The organism is Peredibacter starrii (assembly GCF_034259205.1).
GTDB classification, from domain to species: domain Bacteria; phylum Bdellovibrionota; class Bacteriovoracia; order Bacteriovoracales; family Bacteriovoracaceae; genus Peredibacter; species Peredibacter starrii.
In genome coordinates, this window is sequence record NZ_CP139487.1 from 2,378,741 (window position 1) to 2,404,142 (window position 25,402).

Annotated in this window: 24 protein-coding genes; 12 read left to right on the top strand and 12 right to left on the bottom strand. The window is 43.4% G+C overall.

What is annotated here, in order from left to right; all coding sequences use genetic code 11:
* Positions 1-2 precede the first annotated feature (2 nt).
* The 6 genes from dapA to SOO65_RS12080 are packed head-to-tail and all read left to right on the top strand — an operon-like array spanning position 3 to position 4,795.
* Complete coding sequence (gene dapA / locus SOO65_RS12055; RefSeq protein ID WP_321390098.1) at positions 3-884, top strand: 4-hydroxy-tetrahydrodipicolinate synthase; 882 nt, start codon at positions 3-5, stop codon at positions 882-884.
* On the top strand, positions 884-1,621 hold the full coding sequence (locus tag SOO65_RS12060; protein ID WP_321390101.1) for a 2,3,4,5-tetrahydropyridine-2,6-dicarboxylate N-succinyltransferase: 738 nt from the start codon (positions 884-886) through the stop codon (positions 1,619-1,621). Before dapA ends, SOO65_RS12060 begins: the two co-directional genes overlap by 1 nt.
* 4 nt (positions 1,622-1,625) lie before the next feature.
* Positions 1,626-2,816, top strand: coding sequence for a PLP-dependent decarboxylase (locus tag SOO65_RS12065; RefSeq protein ID WP_321390103.1), 1,191 nt, complete (start codon positions 1,626-1,628; stop codon positions 2,814-2,816).
* A gap of 56 nt (positions 2,817-2,872) precedes the next feature.
* Entirely contained in the window at positions 2,873-3,868 is a 996-nt protein-coding gene (locus tag SOO65_RS12070) for a C1 family peptidase (protein ID WP_321390106.1), read from the top strand.
* Positions 3,869-3,875: 7 nt separating this feature from the next.
* A complete protein-coding gene (locus SOO65_RS12075) occupies positions 3,876-4,241 on the top strand; it encodes a hypothetical protein (protein ID WP_321390108.1) in 366 nt (121 codons plus the stop codon).
* 53 nt (positions 4,242-4,294) lie between these two features.
* On the top strand, positions 4,295-4,795 hold the full coding sequence (locus tag SOO65_RS12080; protein ID WP_321390111.1) for a hypothetical protein: 501 nt from the start codon (positions 4,295-4,297) through the stop codon (positions 4,793-4,795).
* 7 nt (positions 4,796-4,802) lie between these two features.
* On the opposite strand, the gene SOO65_RS12085 is transcribed toward SOO65_RS12080, so the two are convergent.
* Together SOO65_RS12085 and SOO65_RS12090 are read right to left on the bottom strand one after the other, a co-directional pair.
* Positions 4,803-5,129, bottom strand: coding sequence for a DUF2834 domain-containing protein (locus SOO65_RS12085; RefSeq protein WP_321390114.1), 327 nt, complete (start codon positions 5,127-5,129; stop codon positions 4,803-4,805).
* The gene (locus SOO65_RS12090) at positions 5,098-5,967 is read right to left on the bottom strand and encodes an alpha/beta hydrolase (RefSeq protein WP_321390115.1); all 870 of its coding nucleotides are present in this window, start codon (positions 5,965-5,967) and stop codon (positions 5,098-5,100) included. The genes SOO65_RS12085 and SOO65_RS12090 overlap by 32 nt, the downstream gene beginning before the upstream one ends.
* A 72-nt stretch (positions 5,968-6,039) precedes the next feature.
* On the opposite strand from SOO65_RS12090, the gene SOO65_RS12095 reads away from it, so the two are divergent.
* Positions 6,040-6,975 (top strand): GlxA family transcriptional regulator, encoded by a 936-nt coding sequence (locus SOO65_RS12095; protein WP_321390119.1) that lies wholly within the window; start codon positions 6,040-6,042, stop codon positions 6,973-6,975.
* Between the two features lie 59 nt (positions 6,976-7,034).
* Positions 7,035-9,623 carry an aminopeptidase N gene (pepN, locus tag SOO65_RS12100; protein WP_321390122.1) on the top strand — a complete coding sequence of 863 codons (2,589 nt, stop codon included), beginning with the start codon at positions 7,035-7,037 and terminating at the stop codon, positions 9,621-9,623.
* 43 nt (positions 9,624-9,666) lie between these two features.
* Here the strand turns inward: pepN and SOO65_RS12105 are convergent, their stop codons facing one another.
* On the bottom strand, positions 9,667-10,056 hold the full coding sequence (locus SOO65_RS12105; protein ID WP_321390125.1) for a response regulator: 390 nt from the start codon (positions 10,054-10,056) through the stop codon (positions 9,667-9,669).
* Positions 10,057-10,156: 100 nt separating this feature from the next.
* On the opposite strand from SOO65_RS12105, the gene SOO65_RS12110 reads away from it, so the two are divergent.
* Positions 10,157-11,938 carry a sensor histidine kinase gene (locus tag SOO65_RS12110; RefSeq protein ID WP_321390126.1) on the top strand — a complete coding sequence of 594 codons (1,782 nt, stop codon included), beginning with the start codon at positions 10,157-10,159 and terminating at the stop codon, positions 11,936-11,938.
* Here SOO65_RS12110 and SOO65_RS12115 read toward each other — a convergent pair.
* The 5 genes from SOO65_RS12115 to SOO65_RS12135 form a co-directional block, all read right to left on the bottom strand.
* Positions 11,898-12,374, bottom strand: coding sequence for a GNAT family N-acetyltransferase (locus SOO65_RS12115; RefSeq protein WP_321390129.1), 477 nt, complete (start codon positions 12,372-12,374; stop codon positions 11,898-11,900). The genes SOO65_RS12110 and SOO65_RS12115 overlap by 41 nt on opposite strands.
* 228 nt (positions 12,375-12,602) lie before the next feature.
* Positions 12,603-13,373 (bottom strand): S1 family serine peptidase, encoded by a 771-nt coding sequence (locus SOO65_RS12120; RefSeq protein ID WP_321390132.1) that lies wholly within the window; start codon positions 13,371-13,373, stop codon positions 12,603-12,605.
* A 133-nt stretch (positions 13,374-13,506) separates the two neighbouring features.
* Entirely contained in the window at positions 13,507-15,186 is a 1,680-nt protein-coding gene (locus SOO65_RS12125; RefSeq protein WP_321390135.1) for an AMP-binding protein, read from the bottom strand.
* Between the two features lie 13 nt (positions 15,187-15,199).
* Positions 15,200-15,460 (bottom strand): ribosome hibernation-promoting factor, HPF/YfiA family, encoded by a 261-nt coding sequence (gene hpf / locus SOO65_RS12130; RefSeq protein ID WP_321390138.1) that lies wholly within the window; start codon positions 15,458-15,460, stop codon positions 15,200-15,202.
* Between the two features lie 96 nt (positions 15,461-15,556).
* Positions 15,557-16,297, bottom strand: a complete 741-nt coding sequence (locus SOO65_RS12135; protein WP_321390141.1) for a class I SAM-dependent methyltransferase — start codon at positions 16,295-16,297, stop codon at positions 15,557-15,559.
* A gap of 23 nt (positions 16,298-16,320) precedes the next feature.
* Between SOO65_RS12135 and SOO65_RS12140 the strand changes: the two genes are divergently transcribed.
* The gene (locus SOO65_RS12140; RefSeq protein ID WP_321390144.1) at positions 16,321-17,070 is read left to right on the top strand and encodes an alpha/beta fold hydrolase; all 750 of its coding nucleotides are present in this window, start codon (positions 16,321-16,323) and stop codon (positions 17,068-17,070) included.
* On the opposite strand, the gene SOO65_RS12145 is transcribed toward SOO65_RS12140, so the two are convergent.
* Together SOO65_RS12145 and SOO65_RS12150 are read right to left on the bottom strand one after the other, a co-directional pair.
* The gene (locus SOO65_RS12145) at positions 17,054-17,377 is read right to left on the bottom strand and encodes a hypothetical protein (RefSeq protein ID WP_321390147.1); all 324 of its coding nucleotides are present in this window, start codon (positions 17,375-17,377) and stop codon (positions 17,054-17,056) included. The two genes, SOO65_RS12140 and SOO65_RS12145, sit on opposite strands and share 17 nt — an antisense overlap.
* A 53-nt stretch (positions 17,378-17,430) precedes the next feature.
* Positions 17,431-20,196, bottom strand: a complete 2,766-nt coding sequence (locus SOO65_RS12150) for a hypothetical protein (RefSeq protein WP_321390149.1) — start codon at positions 20,194-20,196, stop codon at positions 17,431-17,433.
* Positions 20,197-20,360: 164 nt separating this feature from the next.
* Here SOO65_RS12150 and SOO65_RS12155 point away from each other — a divergent pair, with 164 nt between their 5' ends.
* A complete protein-coding gene (locus tag SOO65_RS12155; RefSeq protein ID WP_321390150.1) occupies positions 20,361-21,143 on the top strand; it encodes a tRNA (5-methylaminomethyl-2-thiouridine)(34)-methyltransferase MnmD in 783 nt (260 codons plus the stop codon).
* 4 nt (positions 21,144-21,147) lie between these two features.
* The gene (locus SOO65_RS12160; RefSeq protein ID WP_321390153.1) at positions 21,148-22,098 is read left to right on the top strand and encodes an NAD(P)H-dependent flavin oxidoreductase; all 951 of its coding nucleotides are present in this window, start codon (positions 21,148-21,150) and stop codon (positions 22,096-22,098) included.
* On the opposite strand, the gene SOO65_RS12165 is transcribed toward SOO65_RS12160, so the two are convergent.
* Both SOO65_RS12165 and SOO65_RS12170 read right to left on the bottom strand, forming a co-directional pair.
* Entirely contained in the window at positions 22,095-23,759 is a 1,665-nt protein-coding gene (locus SOO65_RS12165; protein ID WP_321390157.1) for a sensor histidine kinase, read from the bottom strand. The two genes, SOO65_RS12160 and SOO65_RS12165, sit on opposite strands and share 4 nt — an antisense overlap.
* On the bottom strand, positions 23,749-25,395 hold the full coding sequence (locus tag SOO65_RS12170) for an ATP-binding protein (protein WP_321390160.1): 1,647 nt from the start codon (positions 25,393-25,395) through the stop codon (positions 23,749-23,751). Before SOO65_RS12170 ends, SOO65_RS12165 begins: the two co-directional genes overlap by 11 nt.
* Positions 25,396-25,402: the final 7 nt, after the last annotated feature.

Consider the following 25,402-nt stretch of genomic DNA (forward strand, 5'->3'; position numbering starts at 1 on the left):
TCATGAACTTAAACAATTACGCACTTTGGACGGCCGTCGTCACTCCCCTACTGGAAAATAGCACAGTAGATTTTGAGTCACTCACTCGGGTAGTGAACGAACAGGACTCTTCAGATAACGGTCTACTGATCCTTGGATCTACGGCCGAAGCACTTAACCTGAACTTAGCTCAGAGAATGTCGATCATTGAGCACGTAGTGAAAATGAAGCCAGCTTCTCCAATTATGGTGGGTGTAGGTGGAAACCTTCTGGAAGAACAAAAAGAGTGGATCACGTATCTAGAGCGCCTGAATGTTCATGCGTATCTTTTAGTGACTCCTCATTATGCCAAGCCAGGTCCAATCGGACAATACAACTGGTTTAAAGCGCTGATGGATCACTCAACACGTCCTTGTATGCTTTATAACGTTCCAGGCAGAACGGCAGTTGCCATGTCGACTGAAGCGGTCTCTCGTCTGTCTAATCACAGAAACTTCTGGGCGATCAAAGAAGCTTCGGGCTCAGTTGAAAAATTCAAAGAATATCTTAAGGCCGCGGGCGGTAAAGCTGTTTACTGTGGTGACGATGCCCTTATGCCGGATTTTGCGAACGCGGGATCTGCAGGTCTGGTCTCTGTTGCTTCAAACGCCTGGCCTAAAGAAACACATCTGTATGTTGAACAATGTTTGAAGAAAACTTTCGATGCAAAAGAACTTTGGACAAAAGCTTCGAATAGCCTATTCGTTTGCTCAAATCCAGTTCCGGTGAAACGTCTTCTGGCAGAACGTGGAGTGATCCGCACACCAGTGATGATGGCACCACTTTCGCATGAAGATATGACGTCAGCGACTCCAGTACTGGAAGCTCACGCCGCAGTTACACGTTGGTACAAAGAGGTAAAGTAATGAACTGGCAAGAAACACTCGATCTATTAGAAAAAGGTCTCGTTCGTTCTGCTCAAAAAGTAGATGGTAAATGGGTCGCTCAAAAAGAAGTTAAAGAGGCCATTCTCGCGGCCTTCAAAGCTGGAGAGTTAAAAGAATTCGCAGGTGGATTCGTGGATAAGCACAACCTTCCTGCACGTGAATTTAAAGTTGAAGATAAGGTTCGTATGGTTCCGGGCGGATCATCTGTCCGTAGAGGTGCTTTTGTTGCCTCAGGAGTGATCATCATGCCTCCGGCCTATATCAACGTGGGAGCTTACGTGGATTCCGGCACCATGGTCGACTCCCACGCCCTGGTCGGTTCTTGCGCTCAGATTGGGAAGAACGTTCACCTTTCAGCGGGTGTACAAATCGGTGGTGTTCTCGAGCCAGTTGGACAAACTCCAGTAGTAATCGAAGACAACGCGTTTATCGGTGCAGGGGCCGTGATTGTTGAAGGTGTGCAAGTTTCAGAGGGTGCAGTGATCGCTCCTGGAACAATTCTTTCTCGTGGTGTGCCTGTGTACGATTGCGTGAATCAACGTGTGCTTGAAATCGGTGAGCCGATCCCTCCATACGCCGTAGTTGTGACGGGATCTCGTCCAGCAACGAATGAGTGGGCAAAAGCTCAGGGTCTCTCTATGAGATGTGCCATGATCATCAAGTACAAAGACGCTAAGACGTCGGCCGCTTTAGAACTAGAATCTCTTTTAAGGTAGTCCCATGAATCGAACTGATCACGTCAGAGAAGTCATTAGCCGTTTCCAATCGTCTTTTTACTTTTACGACCTTGATCAGTTCGAAGCTCATATCCAAAGCATTAAAGCGATTCTTCATCCGGATGTTCGCGTGTGGTATGCCACTAAAGCGAATCCCTTATCTGAAATCCTACGCATCTTAAACAAGAATGGTTTCGGTGCTGATGTGGCCAGCATGGGTGAACTTCAACAGGCGCGCAATTCTGGTTTCGGTCCGAAGAACTTAATTGCCACTGGTCCTGCGAAAACCAAAAGCTATCTCGCAAGGCTTTTGGAAACTGATGTTGAGGCCATCGTCATTGAAAGTATTAATCAATTAAAAGATCTGAATGAAATTGCTGGAAAATTGGGCCGCAAACAAGACGTTTTGTTACGGGTGCAGCTTGAATGGGAAGGCGATAAAAGTATACTCGGGGGATCTGCTATTACTCCTTTCGGTTTGGGAGTGAGTGATTGGCAGGACGTGAACCTCGCAAATTTCAAGAACGTAAATGTGATGGGTGTTCATTGTTTCCAATGGGGCAATGTTCTTGATCTGGATAAACTTCGCGCTGTCTGGGAACACACCGTGGAAGTTTGTCAGAAGATGTCTCATGGAATGGGTTTTGAAATGAAAGTCATTGATCTGGGTGGTGGCCTGGGTCTGTCTTATAAAGATGAGCGTGAGCTTCATTTTTCAGACGTTCACGCTCTCTTAATGGAAATCAAATCTAAATACGAACTACAAAAAATCTGGCTCGAGCTCGGGCGTTTTTCCATTGGAAAATTTGGTTCTTATTTCACACGTGTGGTTGATGTAAAAACTGTTCGTGGTGAAAACCTGGTGGTCACTGAAGGTGGTATTAATCACATGGCACGGCCCGCATTGGTCGGGGAATCTTTTCCTTGTGAGGCATTTATGAACCAGGAGACATCTTTGTCTCGCTACCAGGTTCATGGACCGCTTTGCACGGCCCTGGATAATTTAGGAACGTTTCAATTACCTTCAAATTTGAAACCAGGGGACTGGTTAGAATTTAAACGAGCAGGGGCCTATGGTTTCTCGGAGAGTATGCCCTACTTCCTGTGCCATAACTTAGTAGGCGAGGCCATCCTGTATCAGGGCGAGCTTATGGTTCCAAGAGTTCCCAAAACAAACCTTGAGTGGATGGTCTAGGTCCAGAAGATATTACCCACCTTCATCTGAACTCCTTTATTCAGTAACCTTAAAGCATGAAATGGTTAATTCTAATTGTTCTAATTTCATTACCATGCTTTTCCAAAGACATAGATCAGAGTGCTTGTCCTAACTTTGACTATTCCGATCGTTTTGGTCCAGTTCAGGATCAAGATGGACATGGTCTCTGCTGGGCATTTGCAAGTAGTGCTCTTCTCTCAGAAGACGCCTGTCTAAGGGATAAAAATAATTGTGGTATAAACATCTCCCCTCTGGATGTTTCAAGTTGCAGAAAAACTCTTTTGGCCAAAAACGAAGGCCGCTCTATAAGTATGGGACTTCAATGTGCTCAATCTAATGGAGCTTGCTTTGAAAAAGACTTTTCCTTCGTGACCCAAGGAAGTGCTCTCTGTGGTCTATCCAATACTGGACCTCGATGTATCCATGAAAAGTTAAGGGATCTTTACAAGGAGTACCAGGCACTTCAGATCACTCTGGAAAATTGTCAGGAAGAGGCCAACGCTAAAAAATTAAATAAATTTGTTGATGAGTTCAAAGACCTTCTTAAGCGCTCTATCTCAAGAACTGATGTTACTGATGAGACTGTAAAGGCCCTTCTTCTCGATCCAAAAATCAAAGACTGGAGCAGCTTTTTGTATAGCGCTCTCAAGAATGAGCGTTGTGCGACTGATAGAATTGATTACTCGCACATTGATCAAAGCAAGTTGTACAACATGACGATCATTAAAGATATGAAAGAGAAAGTCCCTTTGGAGAAAAAAGTCGAGCTTGTAAAGACCATGCTCCAAAAGGGAAGAAGCATTGGCTACACCTTTTGCGCAAATGAGTCTCTTCCAGGACTTTCCGGGCTTCTTGTTTCTGGTTCATGTGGTTCTCATGCCGTAGTGATCAATGGAATGAGATGGCACAAAGGGGAATGCCAGCTGAATATTAGAAATTCGTGGGGAAAAAACGGTCCTCTTCACGGATGGATTTCGGCAAAAAAGATTCTGAAACATTCAACCGGGTTACAACAAATTGAGACGAAATAATTTTTTAATGATTTTTGTAGGTATAACCCTTGCTACTACTGCTCAATCAGCAGATATCTTCTTTCGCGACATGAATCAAAAAGAGAAAGTTCCCACTGAATTGGTTGATTCCATAAGAGTCTATCGCCCAGCAAGCTGTGCTTCGAAGTGCGTGGCATTGGAAAAGATCAAAATTAAAGATTTTAAGAAGCTGAAAAAAGTTAATGCAAAAGATTATGAAGACATCTTCAACCCAGCACTAATTCTCTGTGACCGCATGGAAGGGAAATTAAAGACGATCTTCGATGAAAAGAAAAACGCTTATTCAGTATGTGGCTTCAAAGACGAAAGCCTTTTCTTTGCCTGGGACTATTTGAACAAATTTACCGAATAAGTGACGCGCGTAAAAGTTTGCATAACTCTCATGGTCTTCCATAAAATGACCTGATGAAATTAATGCTCATTTTTCTATTCATTGCTTCTTCTGTTCTTGCCCAATCTGACGCCAATTATAATGTCCTTGCGGGAAAACTTCATAAAAGCGGTAAGGTCAGAGTCCACATCCTCCCTGAAACGGCCAAATTTAAAGTTCAAATGGACTATGATGTGAAGAAGAAGGACTGGGTCCCGGTTCCATCAAAGCTTCTAAAAGGTAAAACTGTCATGGAATTTCCTGACGAGTTTAAGACCGAGGCCGGATATCAGAATCTAGAAAATCAAAAGAGCCTGGCCATTCCCAAAGCTATTTTGAAGTTTGTGAAGAAAGCCGATTTTGGAAATTTGAAGAACGCTTATTTCATCCAGGTTCTACCAACAAATAAGAAAACCAAGATTGATATCGTTTATCACCCAAGTCTTCCGTCTGTAGGATGGGAAAAAGTTCAGATCACTTTCATCAGCAAGATTCCCCTGCTGAATGGCTATCAGTTAATTGCTAAAATTAAATGAAAACACGTTACGATTTTTTAAGTTCTCGATGAATGAGAAATAATGGAAACGTCACACTAATGGCGATCACAAATCCAAACAAAATATAGGTCCAGACAAATTTCATTCCGAGCTTCTTTCCTTCTCTCCATATGAAAATTGACGCCGCAGTAAAGAAGAAAAAGAGGTCATAGGTCACGGATCTTGCCGCCGGATTGGCCTGCGTGTCCACGATAAACATCCACCAGCCTTCGATGAGACCAAAGCCAGCATAAGTAAAGTTCTCTTGCCAGCACAAAACCAGTGCAAGAATTGCGATAAGGCTATAGACGAAGATCAGTAATTTCTTTTGCATAAAAGTTCTCTAGCGCCTGGTGAAATTCTTTAGCGCTCAAGATTCGATTATGCCCGAAGTTTTTGAATGTCACAAAGTTTTCACCGAAGATTTCCTTTGCTTCTGTGTGTAAGGTAAAAGGCACTTCACGATCATTCTCATCGGCGACATACATGACAGGTAGTTTCACTGATAGCCTTCTCAAAGGAATGGTAGTCATTTTATCAGCACCATCAACCGTATTCAGGACATTCTTCACTAAATACGGAACGGCCTTTTTATTCAGATTAATCTTCTTAGAAAACTGCTGAATCAAAAAATCAAATTGATTGGGAGAATTCACCATAACCAGGGCCTTCGCTCGAAGATTCATCTCTAAAATCCCATGTGTCACGGCAACTGATCCAAATGAATGGCAAACATAGATGGGATCATCATTATAAAGGCTTTCGGTCTTCTTCAAAATTTCAAACCATTCATGAAGATTCGTACTAAGTCCCGGTGATTCACCATGTGCCGGAAAATCAAAACAGGTCACCGGATGACCGTTCTTAATGAGAAAGTTTATGAGTTCAGAGAATTGATCCCATCGCCCACCCCAACCATGGACCATTACCAGCCGGGATTTCGTTCCCGATCTATTAAAATTTCGGATTGTAATATACGAATCTTTAAATGATATCTTTTGAACTTCACTTTGAGTGAGAAGATCTGAAAGGTTTTTATGGGGCCTCTTTATAAGGGGTGTGAACCACAAAAAGGTCCCTAATTTACCAGTTATGAGAGGAGAAATATCTCCCAACACCTTTGTTCCGATGTAAGCAGTCTGTAAGGCCGTCATTCTAAATAGATTTTTCATATTCTAAGAATAGCTTCTTTCAGGACTTGCTTAAATGTCATAAAATAACCTTTTTATGCCAAGGACGATACTATGCGCACCATCGTTTTCATTGCCCACTCTCCTCTTCAAGGTCTAGATGTCTTCGGGCCAGTAGAAATATTCACTGCCGCAAACTTCTATAAAGAGAACTATAAAATTGTTCTTCTTTCTTCGACGAAATCAAAAACTCTTAAGGCCCATAGTGGAATTACAGTCGTTGCCGACAAATACTTTAAAGACTACAAAGGTCCCATCGATACATTGATTGTGACGGGAAACCCGGATAAAAAACCTTCAAAAGAACTTCTCGATTGGATCAAGCTTAAATTCAAATCCACACGTCGCTTGTGTTCAGTTTGTACAGGTGCTTTCATTCTCGCGGAATCGGGACTTCTCAAAAACAAGAAGGCCACCACTCATTGGATGTGGGAGCAGTCTTTTAAGAATCAGTTTAAAGATGTTGAGTTAGATATCTCTTCCATCTGGACCAAAGACGGCAAGGTCTATACCTCCGCCGGAGTCAGTACCGGCATTGATCTGGCACTCGCTTTAGTGGAAGAAGATTTTGGTGCGGCAGCGGCCCTGCAAATTGCGAAAGGTCTAGTGCTGTTCCTGCGTCGTAGCGGAAATCAGAAACAGTTTAGCCAGATGCTTTTGAATCAGGAAAAAGAGAAAGACCAATTCACGGATTTGAATCTTTGGCTTCAGGAGAACATTAAGAAAGATATCTCTGTAGAGGAGATGGCCCAGCATATCGGCATGAGTCCACGCAATTTTTCCCGTCAGTTTAAATTAATTTTTAATCATGGCCCGGCGGAGCACTTAAGAAAGCTCCGGATTGAGAAGGCGCAGAAGCTTCTGGAGGCCTCAAATATGGATTGGAAACGCATTTCTTCCCTCTGTGGAATGCCAAATGAAGCATTACGGCGGGCCTTTATTCGAGAAACGGGCATTTCTCCTCAGGATTATAAGAAACGCTATAAATAGTTGGCCTATCGGAACTCCAATTTTATAAGATTTCCCCACGTAAAATCCCGGAGTTTCCCATGAAATTTTTATTCCTTTTAGTTCTCCTGTCTCTTTCTGCACTGGCCGCCACTCGACCATCGGAAGATAACATTACTCGCGATTTTGCGAAGATGAGAAGAGCTCAGATTAAGGACGTTAAATACAACCTTTCCTTCGATCTGGATAAAAACCAGGACACTTACAGCGGTAAAGCGATTATTCGCCTAACCCTTAATGATCTCAAGCGCCCACTGACTTTTGACTGGAAAAATAAAAGCATTCAAAACCTTGAAGTCAACGGAGTTAAACTCACTGAGTATCCAAAACGAGAAGGAAGCTTTGATATTCCGGCCAAATTTCTGGCCCCAAAGACACTTATTACTATTTTCTTCGTGGGTGAATACAGCAAAGAGGCCTCAGGCTTTCAACGCGCTAAAGACCCAGAAGACGGTTCTGAATACGTTTACACAGATTTTGAACCTTACTATGCTCACTGGTTCTTTCCATGTTTTGACCAACCAGACTTAAAGGCGACCTTTGAAGTTAACGTGACTGCTCCCCTCGAGTGGAAAGTCATTCAGAACGAGATGATCGTTTCTGAGAATGTCGTAAATGGAAAGAAGTATGTGGCCTTTAAAGAGACCAAACCGATCAGCACATATTTATTCTTCTTAGGTGCGGGCCCGTTTGTTGAATGGAAAGATAAATACGGCGATACACCTATCTACCTTTATGCCCGAAAGTCTCTTGAGAAATACGTTGATGCCGACAACATCATGGAGAGCACTAAAAAAGGTCTTAAATTCCTCAACGAGTATTTTGGTTACCCATATCCGTTTACTAAATACGCACATGTGTTTGTTCCAGAGTTCGCTTGGGGCGGAATGGAAAATCCAGGTGCCGTGACAATGAGTGAGCGAAATATTTTCCGAGGCGCTGTTCCTGAGATTCGTTATGACAAAAGAAACTCACTGATCCTCCATGAAATGGCCCACATGTGGTTTGGAGATCTAGTGACCATGGAATGGTGGAATGATCTATGGCTCAATGAGAGCTTTGCTTCCTATCTGGCAAGTGTGGCACAAGACCGTGCTCTTAATGCTAAGGACACTTGGATCGATTTCTTCCACGGCAAGACCTGGGGCTACTGGCAGGATCAATTAGTAACCACTCACCCGATTGAGACCAATGTTCCTGACGTTAGAACTGCCCGCGGTAACTTTGATGGCATCACATACGCTAAAGGTGCAAGCGCCTTGAAGCAACTTCATTTCTTTGTTGGTGAAGAAGGTTTCCGTGAAGGTCTGAGAGATTATTTTAAAAACTATGCTTTCAAGAACACTCGTCGCGAAGACTTTATCAATGCCATTGCCAAGGCCTCTAAAGTTGATCTGAACGGATGGACAAAGAGTTGGTTACAGACTGCGGGACCAAACCGCGTGACTTTAAAACCAGAATGCACTGATGGATCACTTACAAAGATTGTGATTACTCAAAAACCAAATGCTTCAAAAAGCTTTTCTCCTCACCGCGCGAAACTCGCTTTCTTTGACGAAAACTTCAAACAAGTGAAGTCACTGGATGTGATGTTTGAGAAAGAATCAACTGAGGTCGCAGTGTCCGACACAAAATGCCCGGCCTTTATTCTTCCGAATGAAGGAGATCAGGACTACGCCCTTTACTCTCTGGATGAAACATCAATCAAGAAAGTTAATGAGGCCCTTACGGCTCTTCCGGATCCACTTGCGCGTCTCATGGTATGGCACAAGCTATCTCAGATGGTGAGAAACTCAGAGCTTAAGGCCCAAGACTTTCTAAACTCAGCGATTGTGGCCCTTAAAACGGAGAAAGATGACCAGTTACTGGGAAGCCTTCTTGGTCGCCACAGCTTCATGAAACAAACTTACCAATGGTATCTCACGCCTTCAGAGAGAGCCGCAGTTGCTCCAGAATTTGAGAAAGTCATCTGGGAGCGCATGACAAGCGCGAAACCAAAATCAAGCACTCAAATGAGTTTCTATGATTACTACGTTGGCATGGCCCAGACCAAGGAATCTCAGGAAAGACTTCACTCAATCCTTGTGAAGAATGAACCTCCAAAAGGCATGACGCTGGATCAGGATCGCCGCTGGGCGATTATCTTGAACCTCTCAATTAACGGTCACGCGGATGCTGAAAAGCTCATTAACGACGAATTAAAACGCGATGGCTCGACCATTGGGAAACGCACGGCACTTGCGGCACGATCGGCGATCCCGACCCAGGCCAACAAGAGTAAGATGTGGACTGATTTGTTCGAGAATAAGGATTTTACTTATAGTGATCTGGAAGAGGCCGGCCGCACCTTCAATGGTGTAAACTATCCGGAACTCACTCAGACTTTTGTGAAGGACTTCTTCAAACGCCTCTCTAACTTTGACTGGAAACAACAGGATAAAAAGTCTGAGATATATTTTGAAAGCCTCTTTCCTTTAAATCTTTGCAGCCAGGAAGTCCTGATCATGAGTGAAAAGCACATGAAGAGTGCTAAGAAGCTCACTGGTCTAGCGAAACGTGGCTGGATGGAAGCGCAGGATGAGCTTGCTAGATGTGTTAAGGTGAGAGCGTTTTCTACGGCAAACAAATAGTTATCATTATGTCGCGCAGTCTTAAAAAGCTAAAAGGTGTGATCTAAGATTTACAATGACAATATCGGCCAATGATCTCCAGCAACTTATCCAGCTCGATGGGCTTACTTAAAAAACCACTTAAGCGTGGATGAATCTTATCAACGGTGAAGGCGGTCACCATCACAATCGTTAACTTCTCCTGCGAAAACACCGGATCGACATCGAGCGCCGCCAGGAAGTCCCGTCCATTCATCACAGGCATCATGTAGTCCAAGAGGATCAAGCAGGGCCTAGGCGAAATGCGCATCCAATCAAGCGCCTCTTGGCCGTTGGCGACCGCAACTGCCTCATAACCTTCCATCTTGAAGGCCATAAGAAGCATTTCGCGAATATACTCGTCATCATCCACAATCAAGATCGTTTCAGATGTTTCCGGTAAAGACATAGTCATGCCCTCTAACTTACTATTTCAATAATAGGAATGTCTTATTAATATTAAGAAACAAAATATGAATGCCCCGATTTCTTTAATAGCACTTTGGTTTGCATGTATGTCAGTTATTTGCCATGCAGGGGTAAAAGAACGTCCGGAAATTCTCATTCTTCATTCCTATTCCCAAAGCTTTCCCTGGACCAAGTTCCAGATGGAAGGGCTTCAGAATACTTTCGACAAGGCCTTCCCTGATAGAGAAATTCCGGTCGAGTATCTTGATTGGAAGAACTTCCCGCTGAAAGAAAACCTACAGCACTTCAAAAAACAGCTCAGCATGAAATATGCTCGCAAGAATTGGGACGTTGTGATCACCACTGATAATGCCGCCCTGGACTTGGCACTTGAATTACGACCCGTTCTTTTTCCTCATGCTTATCTCATTTTCACCGGCATTAATGATTACGATCCCAGAGATTACGCCGATCAGACGCGTTTGACCGGAGTCATCGAGACCGTAGATTGGAACTCGACCATCTATCAGATGTTAAAGATCCATCCTCGGGCAAGTGAAATTGCAGTCATCATGGACTCAACTGAGATTAGCGGGGTCTTGTTGAAGGAATTTCAGCGACTGATGCCCCAATGGAAAAATAAAGTGCGCATCACGACGCTCCATGATTTAGATATGGATGAGATTTTGAACCGAGTGAATAAACTGCCGGACGATGCCCTTATTCTGGTAACAAACTTTACCATGGACCATTCAAAGAAGATCTTCACCTCTCGTGAGGCCATTCGCTTGATTAGCCAGAGAGGAAATGTTCCTGTTTATGGAATGTGGGACATGCAACTTGGTTATGGGATCGTTGGAGGGTGGCTTCTGGATGGCCATTTACAAGGAAGCATTGCGGCCGATCTAACTCTCAAAGTTTTGGACGGACAGCACCCGCCGGTCGTTACTAAAAGTTCTTCTCGCTATTACTTAGATTATAAGCAAATGGAACGTTATAAAATTCCTCTGAGTGATGCCACAGACGGTGCCGTCATGATCAACTATCCTCTGCCTATTTATAAAAAATATCTTCCTCACATCATTGTGGCGATCATCATTATTTTGATTCTTTTTATCCTGAACATCTTTCTCATTCGCAATATTCGTAAACGTGAAGCGGCCGAAAGAATGGCAGAGGAGTCAAACCAGGCGCGAGAAACCTTCATGACCCTTTCCGCCCACGAGTTTAGGACTCCCCTCACTGTCTTGTTGTTTCAATTGCAGCTTTTATTGAAAATGAGTCGCGGGGAAACAAAAAAGAAATCTACTCCCCAAGATATGACTGATGCCGCCGATATGGCGCTGGTGCAGGGCCGTCGTATCCATCAATTGGTCGAGAATATTCTTCTAGCATCTAAAAAAGGCACATTCGGAGGTCTTTTAACCGTAAACGAAACTGATCTAAGAACAGTCATTGAAAAAGTGGCAAATGATTTAAAACATCCTCTTCAGAACAGTGGCTCTACTCTGGATTTAAAATTCGAAGGATCCTGCAAGGGCCAATGGGAAGAAAGAAAAATTGAAAAACTGATGTCTCATCTTTTAAGTAATGCCATTAAATTCGGAAATGGTGGACCGATTGAAATCTCTGCCGTGACTGAGGCCGAGGGAGTTACGATCAAAGTAAAAGACCACGGGATTGGAATCAATTTAGAAGATAAGACGAAGATTTTTGAAAAATTCGGACGTGCGGTTTCTGAATATAACTTTGGGGGATTTGGACTTGGCCTTTATCTCTCTCAACGTATCGTTGCTCTTCATAAAGGGAAGATCTCTGTAGAAAGTGAACCTAATCAGGGAACACAGTTCACCGTGTTTCTACCGTTTTCTCCATCACGAAATTCGTAAAGAACACATTATTTCTTCCGACCGTTTGTTCTTTCACCAAGACAAACCCCATCTTTTCAAAGAAAGGCCTTGCCGTAATACTCGCTTCAACAAACAAACGCTCGATCTTTTGCACTTTCGCCTTTTCTTCAATCGCCGCATAAATTAATCGCCCTACGCCTTTTCCTACTGCATGTTCTGCAATGTAGAAGCGATCAATGTGACCATTAGGTTCCAACTCTCCAAAGCCAGCGAGAACATCACTCTCCTGGGCCACAAAAACCCATTTATTTTCGAATTTCTTTTCCCAGCCCTGCATGTCCCATGAAGAAAGATCAGGCGCCCAGGCTTTTACTTGTTCATCAGAGTAATGGCTTCGATTCACCGTGCGGATGGTGTTAAAAAACAACTCCGCTAGCGGAAGTGAGTCCGATTTTTGATAAAGACGAATGTTCATGGTGTTTTTCCGGGCAAAAAAAAGGCCCACCTGCACAGTGGGCCAATTCGGCTAATCTTTTTAAGGCGAGAAATCCCTCTCTCGTCTGTAATCGTCCTTGATTCTTAAATGTATTGCTTACATCAATCTTAAGGTTAGCTAACGAAAAGAGGAAATAAATCTTTTCTTACATTAGCTGACAGATTGCGAAACCCCACTTAAGTTTTAGGAATCAATTAACATCTGGTCCTATAGGGCGCCAGTTGTTGTTTTAATCCACTCGTAAGCGCCAGAAACGTTCGAGTAAACGCCATACTTGTTCGCACCCGCACAGCCTTCGCCCCAACTTACAACACCAATTTGAACAGCATCGTTACGGCCATCGAAAACAACTAGTGGTCCACCTGAATCACCTTGGCATGAATCCTTACCACCGGCCGCATAGCCAGCAGGGATCATTGTATCGTCGATTGCACCATCGTAAGACTCAGCACGGTTGGCCTCTTCGTGAGAAACGATTGGAACGATAACTTTGTTAAGGTCTTTCGTGTAGTTGTCACGGTTTTCAGCGATATCACCGAAGCCGTAAACAGTAGCGTCCACACCTGGAGCTTGATTACCTTCAGAAGCAAACTTTGGAGTCGCTAGCTTCACAGCTTTAAGACCAGTTGTTCTGAAATCGATTGATTCAGTAAGCTCAACCAGAGCGAAATCGTGGCTGAAAGTATTGCGGTTATATTCAGGGTGCTTGATCACTCTTTTCACTCTGTATGAAACACCTTGATCTTTAAGATTAAGGATTCCGCCTTTAGCTTGAGAGAAATAACCAGCACAGTGAGCAGCAGTTAGGACCCAGTTCTTCGCGATGATACTTCCACCGCAAACACCACTTAGGCTAACCATATATGGAGCTTCTTTAAGATCTGTAACTTTAACACCACCAACGATTTTGTCGCCAGCGAGCGCCTGACCAGCAATGAGAGAACTGAATACAAGGGCACCGAACAATTTTGTTTTCATCTGAGACTCTTTTGAAAAAGTTTTCTAGGAGTCTTAATTGTCTCAGTGGAGTTTTATGACGCGTGAGATGCAGGAAAAATGAGACAGGGGGTTGTAAAAAACGGGGACCTGTGGCTGGTCCCCGTGAAATGAATTACTTTTTATCTGCGAGAACTTCAGCACGAAGATCTTTACGAAGGATCTTACCAACATTTGATTTCGGAAGCTCTTTACGGAACTCAATTTGCTTAGGAACTTTATAACTCGTAAGATTCTCACGACAGAACTTCATCAGCTCTTCTGTTGTCAGTGAATCGTCTTTTTTCACGACGAAAAGTTTCACCACTTCGCCTGACTTCTCATCAGGAATACCAATGGCCGCCACTTCAAGAACCTTCTCGTGCTGAACAACCACATCTTCAAGCTCATTCGGATAAACGTTAAAGCCTGAAACAAGAATCATGTCTTTTTTACGGTCAACGATCTTAACAAAGCCTTGCTCAGTCATGAAACCAAGGTCACCAGTCTTGAAGAAACCATCTTGAGTCATCACTTTCGCTGTTTCTTCAGGACGATTATAATAACCGGCCATCACTTGTGGGCCGCGAATACAAAGTTCGCCGATTTCCCCAAGAGGAACCGTCTTACCATTATCATCTTTGATTTCAACATCAGTAGAAGAGATGGGTAGACCAATAAAGCCGTTATAATCTTTCAATGTCATTGGGTTAATACAAGCGGCCGGCGACGTTTCAGTCAGACCATAAGCTTCAATCAGAGGCTTACCTGTCACTTGCTTCCAACGTTCAGCAACTGCTTTTTGAACGGCCATACCACCACCTAGAGTTAAACGTAGGTGAGAGAAATCAAGCTTTCTGAAGCCTTCATTGTTTAAGAGACCATTGAAAAGTGTGTTCACACCAGTAAAGGCCGTGAACTTCCACTTAGAAAGCTCTTTCACGAAACCAGGAATGTCTCTTGGGTTAGTGATCAGAACGTTAAGGGCACCGATCGAACTGAAGATGAAGCAGTTCGCAGTCAAAGAGAAAATATGATACAGCGGAAGCGGAGTAATGATGATCTCCTGCCCTTCTGTGATATTGTTCTTGATCCAGGCGCGGGCCTGAACCATGTTGGCCACGATATTTTTGTGAGTAAGGATCGCACCTTTTGCTACACCAGTTGTACCACCAGTGTATTGAAGGAACGCGATATCTTCGAGCTTCACTGCCGGCTTTCTAAATGATCCAGCATCACCTTTTTCAACAGCGGCCTTGAAGTCAATTGCACCTGGAATATCAAACTCCGGCACCATCTTCTTCACATTCTTAATCACGAAATTCACGATGTAGTTTTTCGGGAATTTTAGATAGTCACCGATCTGGGTGATAAGAACGTTCTTCACTGGGGTGTTTTTAATCACTTTTTGAAGAACGTGGGCCGAGTTGGCGAAAATAACAATCGTCTTAACGTCAGCGTCTTTTAGTTGGTGCTCAAGTTCACGTGGAGTATAAAGCGGGTTTACATTGACCGCAATCATACCAGCGCGAAGAATACCAAAAAGCGCCACCGGGTATTGAAGAATGTTTGGCATCATGATCGCTACACGATCACCCTTCTGAAGATGAAGATCATTTTGAAGGTAGCTTGCGAATTTACGGCTCAGTAAATCGATTTCACCGTAAGTAAGAGTTGTTCCCATATTGTGAAAAGATGGGTTGTTCTTGTACTTTGTGAAACTGATTTCTAGAACTTCGTTAATTGAAGAGTACTCAGCGGGATTAATCTCGTGAGGGACTCCTGAATCGTAAGCTTTGTGCCAGATTTTCGTCATTTTTGTCTCCGGTTTACTTCATTTGATTCTGTATTTTTTGAACGATCATATCGAATGTTTTATAAAGATCATCTGAGTGTGCTTTGGCAAAGTACTCTTGGTGACCAGCGTGAACAGAAACCTCTGAACAGTGATCAACACCGTCTTTCCAGCAAGTCCAACGAATATCGGCCGAAGGACCGAACCACTTCACGAACTTCTCAGACTTATCGCGAATAACTTGATCAAGGGCCGGTGTGTGTTCCATGTGGCGAAAAGTGATATTAACGTTCATTGTTTGCTCCTGGTTGAGTCTTCTATTATAGAAGCTCAAATCCCATGACTTAGAGTATTAACAGTATAAAATTAAAAATATTTTACCAATTCCAGACTAAGATACTTTGTTTTGTAGAACCATTCGAACTGCTGCTGGCAGGATTTCCGCTGGGATGTCCATGAAGCTTCGATGAGGAACAAAACCGTACTGTCCATAATAGTAAAAATACACAATGTTGAAATGGGCCTCATTGAGTTCTCTTTCTAAATCCAGAGAATCAAGAATGCGTCTCACCGGTGTCCACTTCCCAAACATTTGCCATAAAACATTTCGCTCATCGAACATAAACCCGTCCGGGATGAAAAGTTTCTTCCGATGAACCATGGTCTCGGCAACAAAGATCCCATTGGGTGCCAGGTGATCAGTAATGAGGCGATAGTAACTGGCCCGGTCCGGGTCTTCAGTTAAACAATGAAGGAGATGTGAGTCTACAATCAGATCATACTTCTGATTGAGTTCAAGATCAGGATGAGTGACGTCCCCCACAACTGTTTTTACCTCGAAGCCTTCAAGCGCGAAGATATTTTTGGCCTGATCTAAGGCAGTAGGGGAGAAATCTACGAGAGTGACATCAGCGCCGAGACGAGCAAGGAGTAATCCAACTCCTCCCCTACCCGCTCCTGTTTCAAGAACCTTCAAACCATTCCAGTCAAGATTAGGTAAGAAGCGGTCTTTTGATTCAGTCACCAAATTGAAAAGGCCCTTCGAATAAGTCGTTACTTCATGCAGAAGATCTGATGCTCCTCGACCGCGCTCCATATTGTATGAATCTTCGTAGTATTCCTGTAAACTCATAGAAAAAGTGTAGAATGCTACCCATGACTAAGCAAAAACATTTTTATCTAATTCGTGGCCTTATCCGTGAAAAAGGACATTGGGGTCACTTCATCCATCATCTGGAAGAGGCCTTTCCTGGATCTCGTATCACGACGATTGATATTCCAGGTGCAGGTGACTACTTCAAGTCCCAATCCCCACTTTCCGTCAGTGAAATGGTTGAAGAAATGCGTCGGGATTATTTAAAAAGTTTTGATTCAAACTTCGAACCAAACCTCATCGCTATCTCCCTTGGTGGCATGATCACTGTTGAGTGGTTGAAGAAATACCCAACTGACTTTGCCAAAGCGACACTGATTAACACAAGCTTCGGGGGAATTTCGCCGGTCTATAAGCGTCTTATGCCTCGGGCCTTTTTGCATTTAATGAAAGTTCCGGTTCTAAAAGGCAGGATCAAAGAGTCTCGCATTTTGGAATTAGTGACTAATCACAAAGATATTTTCAATGAGACCCTGGACTCCTGGGAAGTGATCCAAAGAGATCGACCTGTGAGTACTGCAAATACCTTCAGGCAACTCCTGGCCGGAGCTCGCTTCAGCGTGGGTACCTTCACTCCACCTATTCCTTTACTGATTATTGCTTCTACCAATGACCGCATGGTGAGTGTTGAATGCTCACGGGCCATTGCCGAGAAATGGAAACTTCCTATAAAAGAACACCCAACGGGAGGTCATGACCTCACCGTGGATGATCCGAAATGGGTCGCTTTAAGTGTTAAGGATTTTTCTTAACGGCCATTTTAAGGGCCTCTAACGTCGCACCAGATTTTCTCACCGGTTTAAAGAAAAGCTTACTGCCTTCTTTAACCACGAAGAACTCCAGTGGTTCTTTCTTATCAGACTTCACCACCATTCGAACTGGCTGGTTAGAGTCCATGCTGCTCAGAAGTTTTTCTTGGTAGCGCTTAAGTGTTTCAACGTTCTGAGATTCAAATCCCATATAGTCTGCAGCTGGAACACTAATTGAATAATCATTTGTTCCGCTGGCCGCATTACTCATTGATTTGAGGATTGGAGTTTCCGCATCACTTGCGATCACAATTGAACCATCGACTGATTTTTGAATTTTACCAGTCTTGGCTTCCTGGGCCTCTAAAAGAGCAGTGTTGAAGTTCCCCGCCGCGCGACTTGCACCACGTGTAGTTGACGAAACTCGGGCAGAGCTGCTTCCACCAGAACCACCTGTTGAACCACCACCTGTACCACCGGCAGTACCTCCATAAGAAGAGTCGCCATAGCTTGAAGGTGAGCGATTACTTTGATTATCGAAATTTTCAAAATCAGGGCCTGCCTGGAAATTATTTGAGGCAGGCTTCTTAGGGCTTTTTCTGCTTTAGCAGCAAGTGCCTTTTCTTCAACCTTAGAAAGTTCATCTGTCTTCTTACTTAACTGTTCAATCAGTTTCTGATATTTAGACTCATTCTCAGTCTTCTGGGCCAGAAGCTCTTCCATCATCTTCATGCGAGCTTCAAGACTCTCTTTTTGGGCCGCAGAAGTTGCTGAAGCAATTTCCTTCTTTGACCTCAGAATCTCGTCCTGTGCCTCAGCACGGATTTTTTCTTTTTCATCATCAGAAAGTTTTTTATCATCAGTGGCAGCACTCGCTGTCGTTGGAGAGATCGTTGAAGAACTTAAATATTGAGTAGAACCATCATCAACAACAGGGACACCGGCAACTCCGCCCATTGAGGTAGCAAGGTTGTCCATTCCCTTAGCGAAACTAGAAAAAGCAGAGCCTTCACTTGAAGTTGGTACGGCCACAAAATTCTCAGTCGCTTCTTTATCTTTTCCTTCTCTAGTGCCACTTCCGAATAGTTCGTTAATTTTATCGAAGATAGTACCACCAGAACCATTTTCCATTCTATTGGCCACTTCTTTGGCGGCAGACTGGTCCATGGCCTTTTCTGCACTATAAGCATTACTTACCGAGGCCAGTGTACGAGACGCCTTAGCATCTTCGGCCTTATTAGCACTTCGTTCAATTTCAGTATATTTCGCCTGGAAAGTTTTACGAAGTTTGATAATGTCTTCGTTGCTCGGGTTTCTAATACAAACCGAGTCTCTTGGATTCGAACGACAGTGATCATTTTTAAAGTCAAAAAAGTTTTGAGATTTTTTTGACGATGAATCTTGAGTCAACCATCTTTCATTACACATTTTATCATTGAATTTTTTAAACTCAGGGTTTGTAGCAATGTTTGGGTCAAAGTTATCCAGGTTTTCAAATGTCACGTCACCAGAAAGGCCTTCCGCTCCGAAATCAGCGTCATCCATTTGTCTTTCAGCATCTGACAGAAGACGACAGTAAGAAGCATATGACTCTACACATTTTTCAACATTGGCCCCACCGTTATTACATTCAGCAGGTGAAATGAGCTTTGTACCTTCCGCAAACTTCGCCTCCAACTCTTTTTGAGTTGTAGGAAGTTTCGCCGGCATAAGGTTCACGGGATTTTTAAGATGATCAATCTCACGATAGATTGATTTTTCGGCCTCTAGGTTCGTAAGAAATGCAACGTCCGGATCTTTGAAAAACTCAGTCGCTTTCTTTCTGAATTCATCAATACTTTTTGGATTTTCAGGATTCAGACTTGCGATGATATTGAAAAGCTTGCCTTTTTTCGCGTCAAGGTTGGTCCAGCCTTTATTCTCAATGATCTTTGCCTGTTCTTGCTGGCTGATTTTTGCCGTTTCAAAATAGGCCGCATTGGAACCGAGATTGGCCATCAGGAAGTTTTTAATCATCGGATTTCGATTCAAAAACTCCATCTTGGCACGAACAGCGTTAATCTGTTGTTTGTTGCGCTCACGACTCTCACGAGTGTCCGCAAGAATTTTTAACTCCCCTTCGAGGACCGTATAGTTCCAGTCAGATTGCATGAAGCCACGAGATTTCACGGCATCATAAAATTCTTTCTTATCAGGAATCTGTTTATAAACCAGATACTCACGTGGAGAGATACACTGGCCTGGGGCCATTGGAGCGTCCGTTAGAAGAGTCATATCTGCCGGAGGAATCGTGAAATCTCTCATAACATCTGAAAGACCTTCAGTTAATTGTGCCTTATCTGAACGTGCGTCAGAATTGATAAATCCTGTGAAGGCATTAAAACCTTTGCTCTTATTGAAATCAGAAGTAAGAGACTGGATGTTATTTCTTTGAAGGCTTCTTATTTGTTCAATTCTTTCGGTCATCCCTTTAGAATCTGCTTTTTGGGGAGCTCTTTCAGAACTAAACAATCTTCTCATTTGAGTCTGAGAATAAGCTTCGGTAAATTTCTTATCCGATTCTGATAGAATCGATGCCTGGAACATCATACCGTTTTGTAGATCTTGTAATCTTTTTTGAGAGAGGGCCACGTTATCGCGGAAGTTTTTAACCGCTTCTGCAGAGGCCGAAGGAATCGCACGGATGCTTCCCCCGATCATGCGGCTTTTCACGTGAACGTTGGTAGATTCCCCTAAACAAGCGCAAACCGCTTTATCTGATTCAAGAATTTGTCTTTCAGTTAATTCAGGATCCTCGTCTTTTGATTTTTTCTTGTCCCAACAAGTAATTGCTAAATGAGTAAGTTCCGCTAATGGCAAATAATCCGGACCACAATTGAGGTCCTGCTTTTGCTGCTTTATAATTTCACTATAGGCCTGACGGCTGCTTTCACGAATGGATTCTTTAACTTCAGAACGAACCTGCTCTTTATCTAGTGCTGTCGGAGTTATGGAAATCTCTTCTTTATTGGAAGTTGGATTCACTGGTGCCGCGTCTTCCATATTGGAAAGATCATCGGCCACTGCTGAAAAAGCAAGGAGACAGGAAATCGAGAGACTCGCAATTTTATGCATAAATACTCTTTTCATAATTCACCTTTACCCACATGCTTTTCGTCAGTTTTTCCTTAATACTTAACCATTCTAACGGGAACCCCTCGAAACTACAGTGCCCCACCAAAAAACGGTCTTTTAGAGCGAAAAACGTGCCACCGAATGATGGCATTTAAGATATCTTGAGCTAAACTTTGGCCATGAGTAATGGAATTTTACCTCCCGGACATACACTAGTTGAGACTCAAGATGGGTCCTTCACACTCTTCTCTGAGGCCTTTCAAGAGGCCTGTCATTCGACTACTGGAGCTCGAGCAGAAACGCTTCTTCACTATGTAGAAGGTTGTCAGATCGTGAGCAAACTAAGGCAGCATTCTCCCTTGAACATTCTTGAAGTTGGTTTCGGTTTGGGGATTGGGTTTCTCACGACTCTTGAAGTTGTTGGCACTGAAAGACCTTGGCATTTTATTTCCATGGAAATTGATCGAAACCTTCTTGAATGGTTTCGCCAAAAATTCAGTGATCATTCATTTCTCAAAAATTTACAGTGGAAAAAGTTGGGCGACTTGGAAGTTCTTGAGGCCGAAGCGCTTGGCTGCAAACTCACCATTCTATGTGGAGATGGAAGAAAGACCCTTCCGATGTACGTGAGTTATGTGGCCGTAAAGTGGCATGCCATTTACCAGGACGCATTCTCTCCAAAGAGAAATCCCATTCTCTGGACCAAGGAATGGTTTAAATTTTTAAAAGAGCACGCCGATCATGACGTAATTCTCTCGACCTATTCGGCCAGTACTTCTATCCGAAAAAGTCTCACTGCTTCAGGGTGGCAAGTTAAGAAAGGTGAGAAGTTTGGTCCAAAGCGCACCAGCACTCGCGCAACGCTTACGGGTGAAACAGATCCTGAGATCATTCTTCAGATGGAACGCTCTCCAGCATTGGTACTCTCTGATAGCAACATAAATGATTTTCTGACAAAATAAGCCTATGAGAAAAACTATCTGTGATTTATTGCCTCTTGAGTACCCTATTGTCCAGGCCGGAATGGTTTGGGTATCGAGTGGAAAACTTGCCGCCGCTTCTGCCAACGCAGGCATCCTGGGAGTGGTTGGTGCGGGTTCCATGAAACCAGACCTGCTTGAACATCATATTTTAAAAGCAAAATCTCTAACAAATCATCCGGAGAGATTGGCCGTTAACGTTCCCCTTCTCTATGAGAAAACCAAAGAGCAATTAGAAGTTGCCTTGAAACATGGAATTAAAACCATCATCTCTTCTGCTGGTTCTCCGAAGACCTATACATCTTGGTTAAAAGATCAGGGCTGTACGGTGATTCACGTGACATCGAGTCCGGAACTCGCTCTTAAATGTGAGCTGGCCGGATGTGACGCCGTTATTGCTGAAGGTTTTGAGGCCGGAGGACACAATGGACGTGAAGAGATCACAACTCTGGCACTAATTCCTCAGGTAGTTGATGCGGTAAAAATTCCCGTCATCGCTGCCGGTGGTATCGGAGATGGTCGCGCAATTGCGGCAGTCATGTGCTTAGGTGCGGCCGGTGCTCAACTTGGTACTCGTTTTGTTGCAACCGTTGAATCAAGCGCGCACGACAATTTTAAAAATGCCATAATCAGTTCGAACTCAGCGAGTACTATGCTCATGATGAAAAAGTCAGTCCCTGTTCGTTTATTTAAAAACAGATTCTTTGAGGAAATTAAAAAACTCGAAGACGCTGGTGCCAGTAAAGAAGAACTAGAGGCACACCTTGGTCACGGCCGTGCTAAAAAAGGCATGCTGGAAGGTGATATGAATGACGGTGAAATTGAAGTGGGCCAGATTTCTGGTCTCATTAAAGATGTTCCGACTGTTGCCCAATTAGTGGAAAGACTAATCGAAGAACAGCGCCGGGCCCTGCCATCAAACGGACGTTTTTTCTAATAGCCCCATGGATTCATTCTAGGAAGTCTCACTCTAAAAGTTGTGTTCTTAGAGTCTTTCATGACACTCAGAGTCCCGTGATGAATTTCAATAATGTTCTTAGAGATTGAAAGACCCAATCCAGTTCCTTGATGGGCCTCTTTCGTTGTGTAGAATGGCTCCATTAATCGCGCATGGAGTTCAGGTGGAATTCCATTTCCTGAATCGACCACCAAAATATCACACCATTCAAAGTTCGGCTGATAGTGAATTTCGATCCACCTCTCGTTCAATTCTTGAACGGCGTCGATGGAGTTTGCAATAAGATTCATGATGACCTGGCTAAGCTGGATTTCATTCCCAAAAAGGGCCACATCACTTTCACTTTTAATTACTCGAAGTTTAATTCCCGCAGAATCAAGTTTGCCTTTGCTGATCTCAATAATGGGTTCAATGATCGAATCAAAGGAAACGTTTTTGAATGGTTCTTCTTCTGCGTCCGTTGAAAGCGTTCGAAGCGACTTAATGATTTTGGCAATTCTTTGTGAGGTATCAATGACCTTGTTCGCGGCCAGGTCCAATGAGGCAACATCCTCAGGAGTGTCCTTAATGATGATCTTCATCAAATTGGCCGCACCTTCGATAATTGTAAGTGGATTGTTCACCTCATGAGCAATTCCCGCCGAGAGCTCTCCAAGTGAAGCGAGTCTTGAAGCATACTGAGAACGGGCCTCCTGGATTCTGAGGTCGTTCTTCGCCTTCACAAGATCATTAATAGGCAGAACAACCGCAAGAATTCCATCCAATGGTGACGAAACCTTTTTGAGGTTCACCATGTACCAGTTCTCACCGGTAAGATCTTCCGCGTACATCTCTTTTACAATGTGCTTTTCTTCACTCTTCAGGAAATCAAGAATGAGTTTAGAAAGCGGATTATTAGGTAACGTCGTTCCGACCTTTGTGCCTAAGATTTTATTTTTAACAGTCCCATCGAGGAAGTTGTTAAGCATGACATACGTGGCATTTCGATCTACAAATCCTACGATTCCAGGAATGGCATCAATAAATTCCTGAAGCGCGTCCTTCTGCTCGAGAGCGCGGGCCTCACTAACGATGGACTCAATGAGATATCGACGAGAGATCGTTGTGTGATAGAACTGGTAAATGAGATTAATGAGGTAAAGCGATCCCAGGATAAGAGAAGCATGGTTTGTATCGGTGAAGAAAAAGGCCACTGGCAGGACAGACACTGAGGTAAAAAAAACTGCCGCGACTGTGAGTGATGCCGCAAAAGCAGTTACACCACCGGCCATCAAAGTAATAATGACACCCAAGCAATACAGCGATTCCACCGCAAAGAAACCATGAATGGCCTCAACTTGCCAAAACATCCAAGACCAACTTAAACCTGTGGTCGCTACAAAGAAAAGAAAGGCACAGTAATAAAACTTGTCTTTTCTGAGTGCAAGTTCCTTCTTGCTCGAAATATAAATTCGCATGAGAAGCGAAAAAATAATTATGACATAAGGAACAAATGTCAGCGGGTGAGTTTGATGAGTTTTGAAAAGCAGCAGAACACTCAGAATAATAAGAGCAACATGGGGAACCATGAGTCGTTTATTACGAACTCTGAGCTCTCCTATTAATCGCTTTTCTACAAATTCTTTCAGTTTATGACCCATGCACCGCCGGCAATCTCATCCTGAAAGTCGTATGCGGTTCATCCGCCATGAGTGTGAGTTCACCCCCATGGTCACGAAGAATGTTCTTCGAAATGGATAGCCCGAGCCCGGTTCCCTGATTGAGTTCTTTTGTCGTGAAAAAAGGTTCCATGATTTTCTGTTGAATTTCAACTGGAATCCCCGGGCCTGAATCAATTACAAATATATCCACCCAATTTTTGTCCTTAGAAACTTTAAGTTCGATCCAAGGATTTGTGGCATTTTTAACAGCATCGATAGAGTTTCCTAATAAATTAAGAAAAACTTGTCCAATCTGTACCTCACGACAATTTATCTTAAGGTTCGGAGAAATCCGGGGATAGTGAAGCTTCACCCCTCGGGTGAGAAATCGTTGAGCAGAAATATCCAGGCACTCATCGATGATTTTGATGACAGCAACAGGAGTCATAGGATCGTTTTCACCATTTCTTGAAAGCGATTTTAGACTTCGAATGATCTTAGAAATGCGCTCGCTTGTTTCAACCATCTTCCCACTGAGGGCACTGATGTTCTCAATGTCCAGAGGCTCTTCTTTGATCATAGATTGAATTAATCGCGCGGATCCTTGAACAATGGTGAGAGGATTATTTACCTCATGAGCAATACCTGCGGCCATCTCCCCTAGTGAGGCAAGCTTGGCAGAATACTGGGCCTTCGCTTCTTGCTCACGAAGTTTTTTACGGGCCTCAACTAATTCGTTGATTCGCATGGATACTACAATCGCTCCCCCGTCTTCTAGTTTTTGCAACTTGGTCAGTAGAAAAAGTTCATTCCCATTGATGTTTCTTGAGGCCTCATAGATGGTTTCTTTAAGATCAGATTCTAAAAAACTAATCGTTTTTTCTTCCCAACCAGCATTCAAATCAACTTCACCAATTCTTTTCCCCACGATGTCAGGGTAGATGGTTAGAACCGCAGAATTGGCCATGTATATCACCCGTTGATCATCGATTAAGGAAACGAAACCAGGAACGGCGTTGATGAGTTTATTCATGCGCTTTGTTTCTAAATCGGATTTAGTCTGGGCATAAATCAGGGAGATCAACTGTTTTCGGCTGAGGCGATAATTAGCGATACTAAAAACCAGAAAGATCAGAATGAAAAAGACCACGTAGATATGAGAGTGATCCGCAGTCGCTATGTAAGTCAGAATTGCCATGATGGAAATAGAAATCACGTAAGAGTAATAAGAGTACTTATTTCCAATCATGGTGGTGGAAGAACTGGTCATGAAGGCGACCAGGATCAAAAGAGTAAAAATGACGTTCTGAGAATTGGCCCCATAATGAGAGTGAACATCATAAAAATGAAGTCCCCAACCAATTCCCAACCCGCCATAAACAAAAATATTGAAGAAGTGCAAAGGAACACTACCTTCTGACCACCTCTTGAAGAGCGGACCAGAAAGGATCAATCGAAAGACACAAGTCGTGATGATGATCAAGATTGTCACAATCCAGAGATCATCAACGATTAATTTTTCTCTTTGAATGAAGATGGAAGCCAGAGCGACAAGTAACGCAGGAAGGATACCTACACGACTGCGGTGTTTATGAAGCTCACATAATTTTTGTTCAACGGTTTTTTGTATATCCATATTGGGG

Excerpts from the sequence above, each read along its gene's own strand:
- dapA (WP_321390098.1), top strand. The coding sequence starts at position 3 with ATGAACTTAAACAATTACGCACTTTGGACGGCCGTCGTCACTCCCCTA.
- SOO65_RS12060 (WP_321390101.1), top strand. The coding sequence starts at position 884 with ATGAACTGGCAAGAAACACTCGATCTATTAGAAAAAGGTCTCGTTCGT.
- SOO65_RS12065 (WP_321390103.1), top strand. The coding sequence starts at position 1,626 with ATGAATCGAACTGATCACGTCAGAGAAGTCATTAGCCGTTTCCAATCG.
- SOO65_RS12070 (WP_321390106.1), top strand. The coding sequence starts at position 2,873 with ATGAAATGGTTAATTCTAATTGTTCTAATTTCATTACCATGCTTTTCC.
- SOO65_RS12075 (WP_321390108.1), top strand. The coding sequence starts at position 3,876 with ATGATTTTTGTAGGTATAACCCTTGCTACTACTGCTCAATCAGCAGAT.
- SOO65_RS12080 (WP_321390111.1), top strand. The coding sequence starts at position 4,295 with ATGAAATTAATGCTCATTTTTCTATTCATTGCTTCTTCTGTTCTTGCC.
- SOO65_RS12085 (WP_321390114.1), bottom strand. The coding sequence starts at position 5,129 with ATGCAAAAGAAATTACTGATCTTCGTCTATAGCCTTATCGCAATTCTT.
- SOO65_RS12090 (WP_321390115.1), bottom strand. The coding sequence starts at position 5,967 with ATGAAAAATCTATTTAGAATGACGGCCTTACAGACTGCTTACATCGGA.
- SOO65_RS12095 (WP_321390119.1), top strand. The coding sequence starts at position 6,040 with ATGCGCACCATCGTTTTCATTGCCCACTCTCCTCTTCAAGGTCTAGAT.
- pepN (WP_321390122.1), top strand. The coding sequence starts at position 7,035 with ATGAAATTTTTATTCCTTTTAGTTCTCCTGTCTCTTTCTGCACTGGCC.
- SOO65_RS12105 (WP_321390125.1), bottom strand. The coding sequence starts at position 10,056 with ATGACTATGTCTTTACCGGAAACATCTGAAACGATCTTGATTGTGGAT.
- SOO65_RS12110 (WP_321390126.1), top strand. The coding sequence starts at position 10,157 with ATGTCAGTTATTTGCCATGCAGGGGTAAAAGAACGTCCGGAAATTCTC.
- SOO65_RS12115 (WP_321390129.1), bottom strand. The coding sequence starts at position 12,374 with ATGAACATTCGTCTTTATCAAAAATCGGACTCACTTCCGCTAGCGGAG.
- SOO65_RS12120 (WP_321390132.1), bottom strand. The coding sequence starts at position 13,373 with ATGAAAACAAAATTGTTCGGTGCCCTTGTATTCAGTTCTCTCATTGCT.
- SOO65_RS12125 (WP_321390135.1), bottom strand. The coding sequence starts at position 15,186 with ATGACGAAAATCTGGCACAAAGCTTACGATTCAGGAGTCCCTCACGAG.
- hpf (WP_321390138.1), bottom strand. The coding sequence starts at position 15,460 with ATGAACGTTAATATCACTTTTCGCCACATGGAACACACACCGGCCCTT.
- SOO65_RS12135 (WP_321390141.1), bottom strand. The coding sequence starts at position 16,297 with ATGAGTTTACAGGAATACTACGAAGATTCATACAATATGGAGCGCGGT.
- SOO65_RS12140 (WP_321390144.1), top strand. The coding sequence starts at position 16,321 with ATGACTAAGCAAAAACATTTTTATCTAATTCGTGGCCTTATCCGTGAA.
- SOO65_RS12150 (WP_321390149.1), bottom strand. The coding sequence starts at position 20,196 with ATGAAAAGAGTATTTATGCATAAAATTGCGAGTCTCTCGATTTCCTGT.
- SOO65_RS12155 (WP_321390150.1), top strand. The coding sequence starts at position 20,361 with ATGAGTAATGGAATTTTACCTCCCGGACATACACTAGTTGAGACTCAA.
- SOO65_RS12160 (WP_321390153.1), top strand. The coding sequence starts at position 21,148 with ATGAGAAAAACTATCTGTGATTTATTGCCTCTTGAGTACCCTATTGTC.
- SOO65_RS12165 (WP_321390157.1), bottom strand. The coding sequence starts at position 23,759 with ATGGGTCATAAACTGAAAGAATTTGTAGAAAAGCGATTAATAGGAGAG.
- SOO65_RS12170 (WP_321390160.1), bottom strand. The coding sequence starts at position 25,395 with ATGGATATACAAAAAACCGTTGAACAAAAATTATGTGAGCTTCATAAA.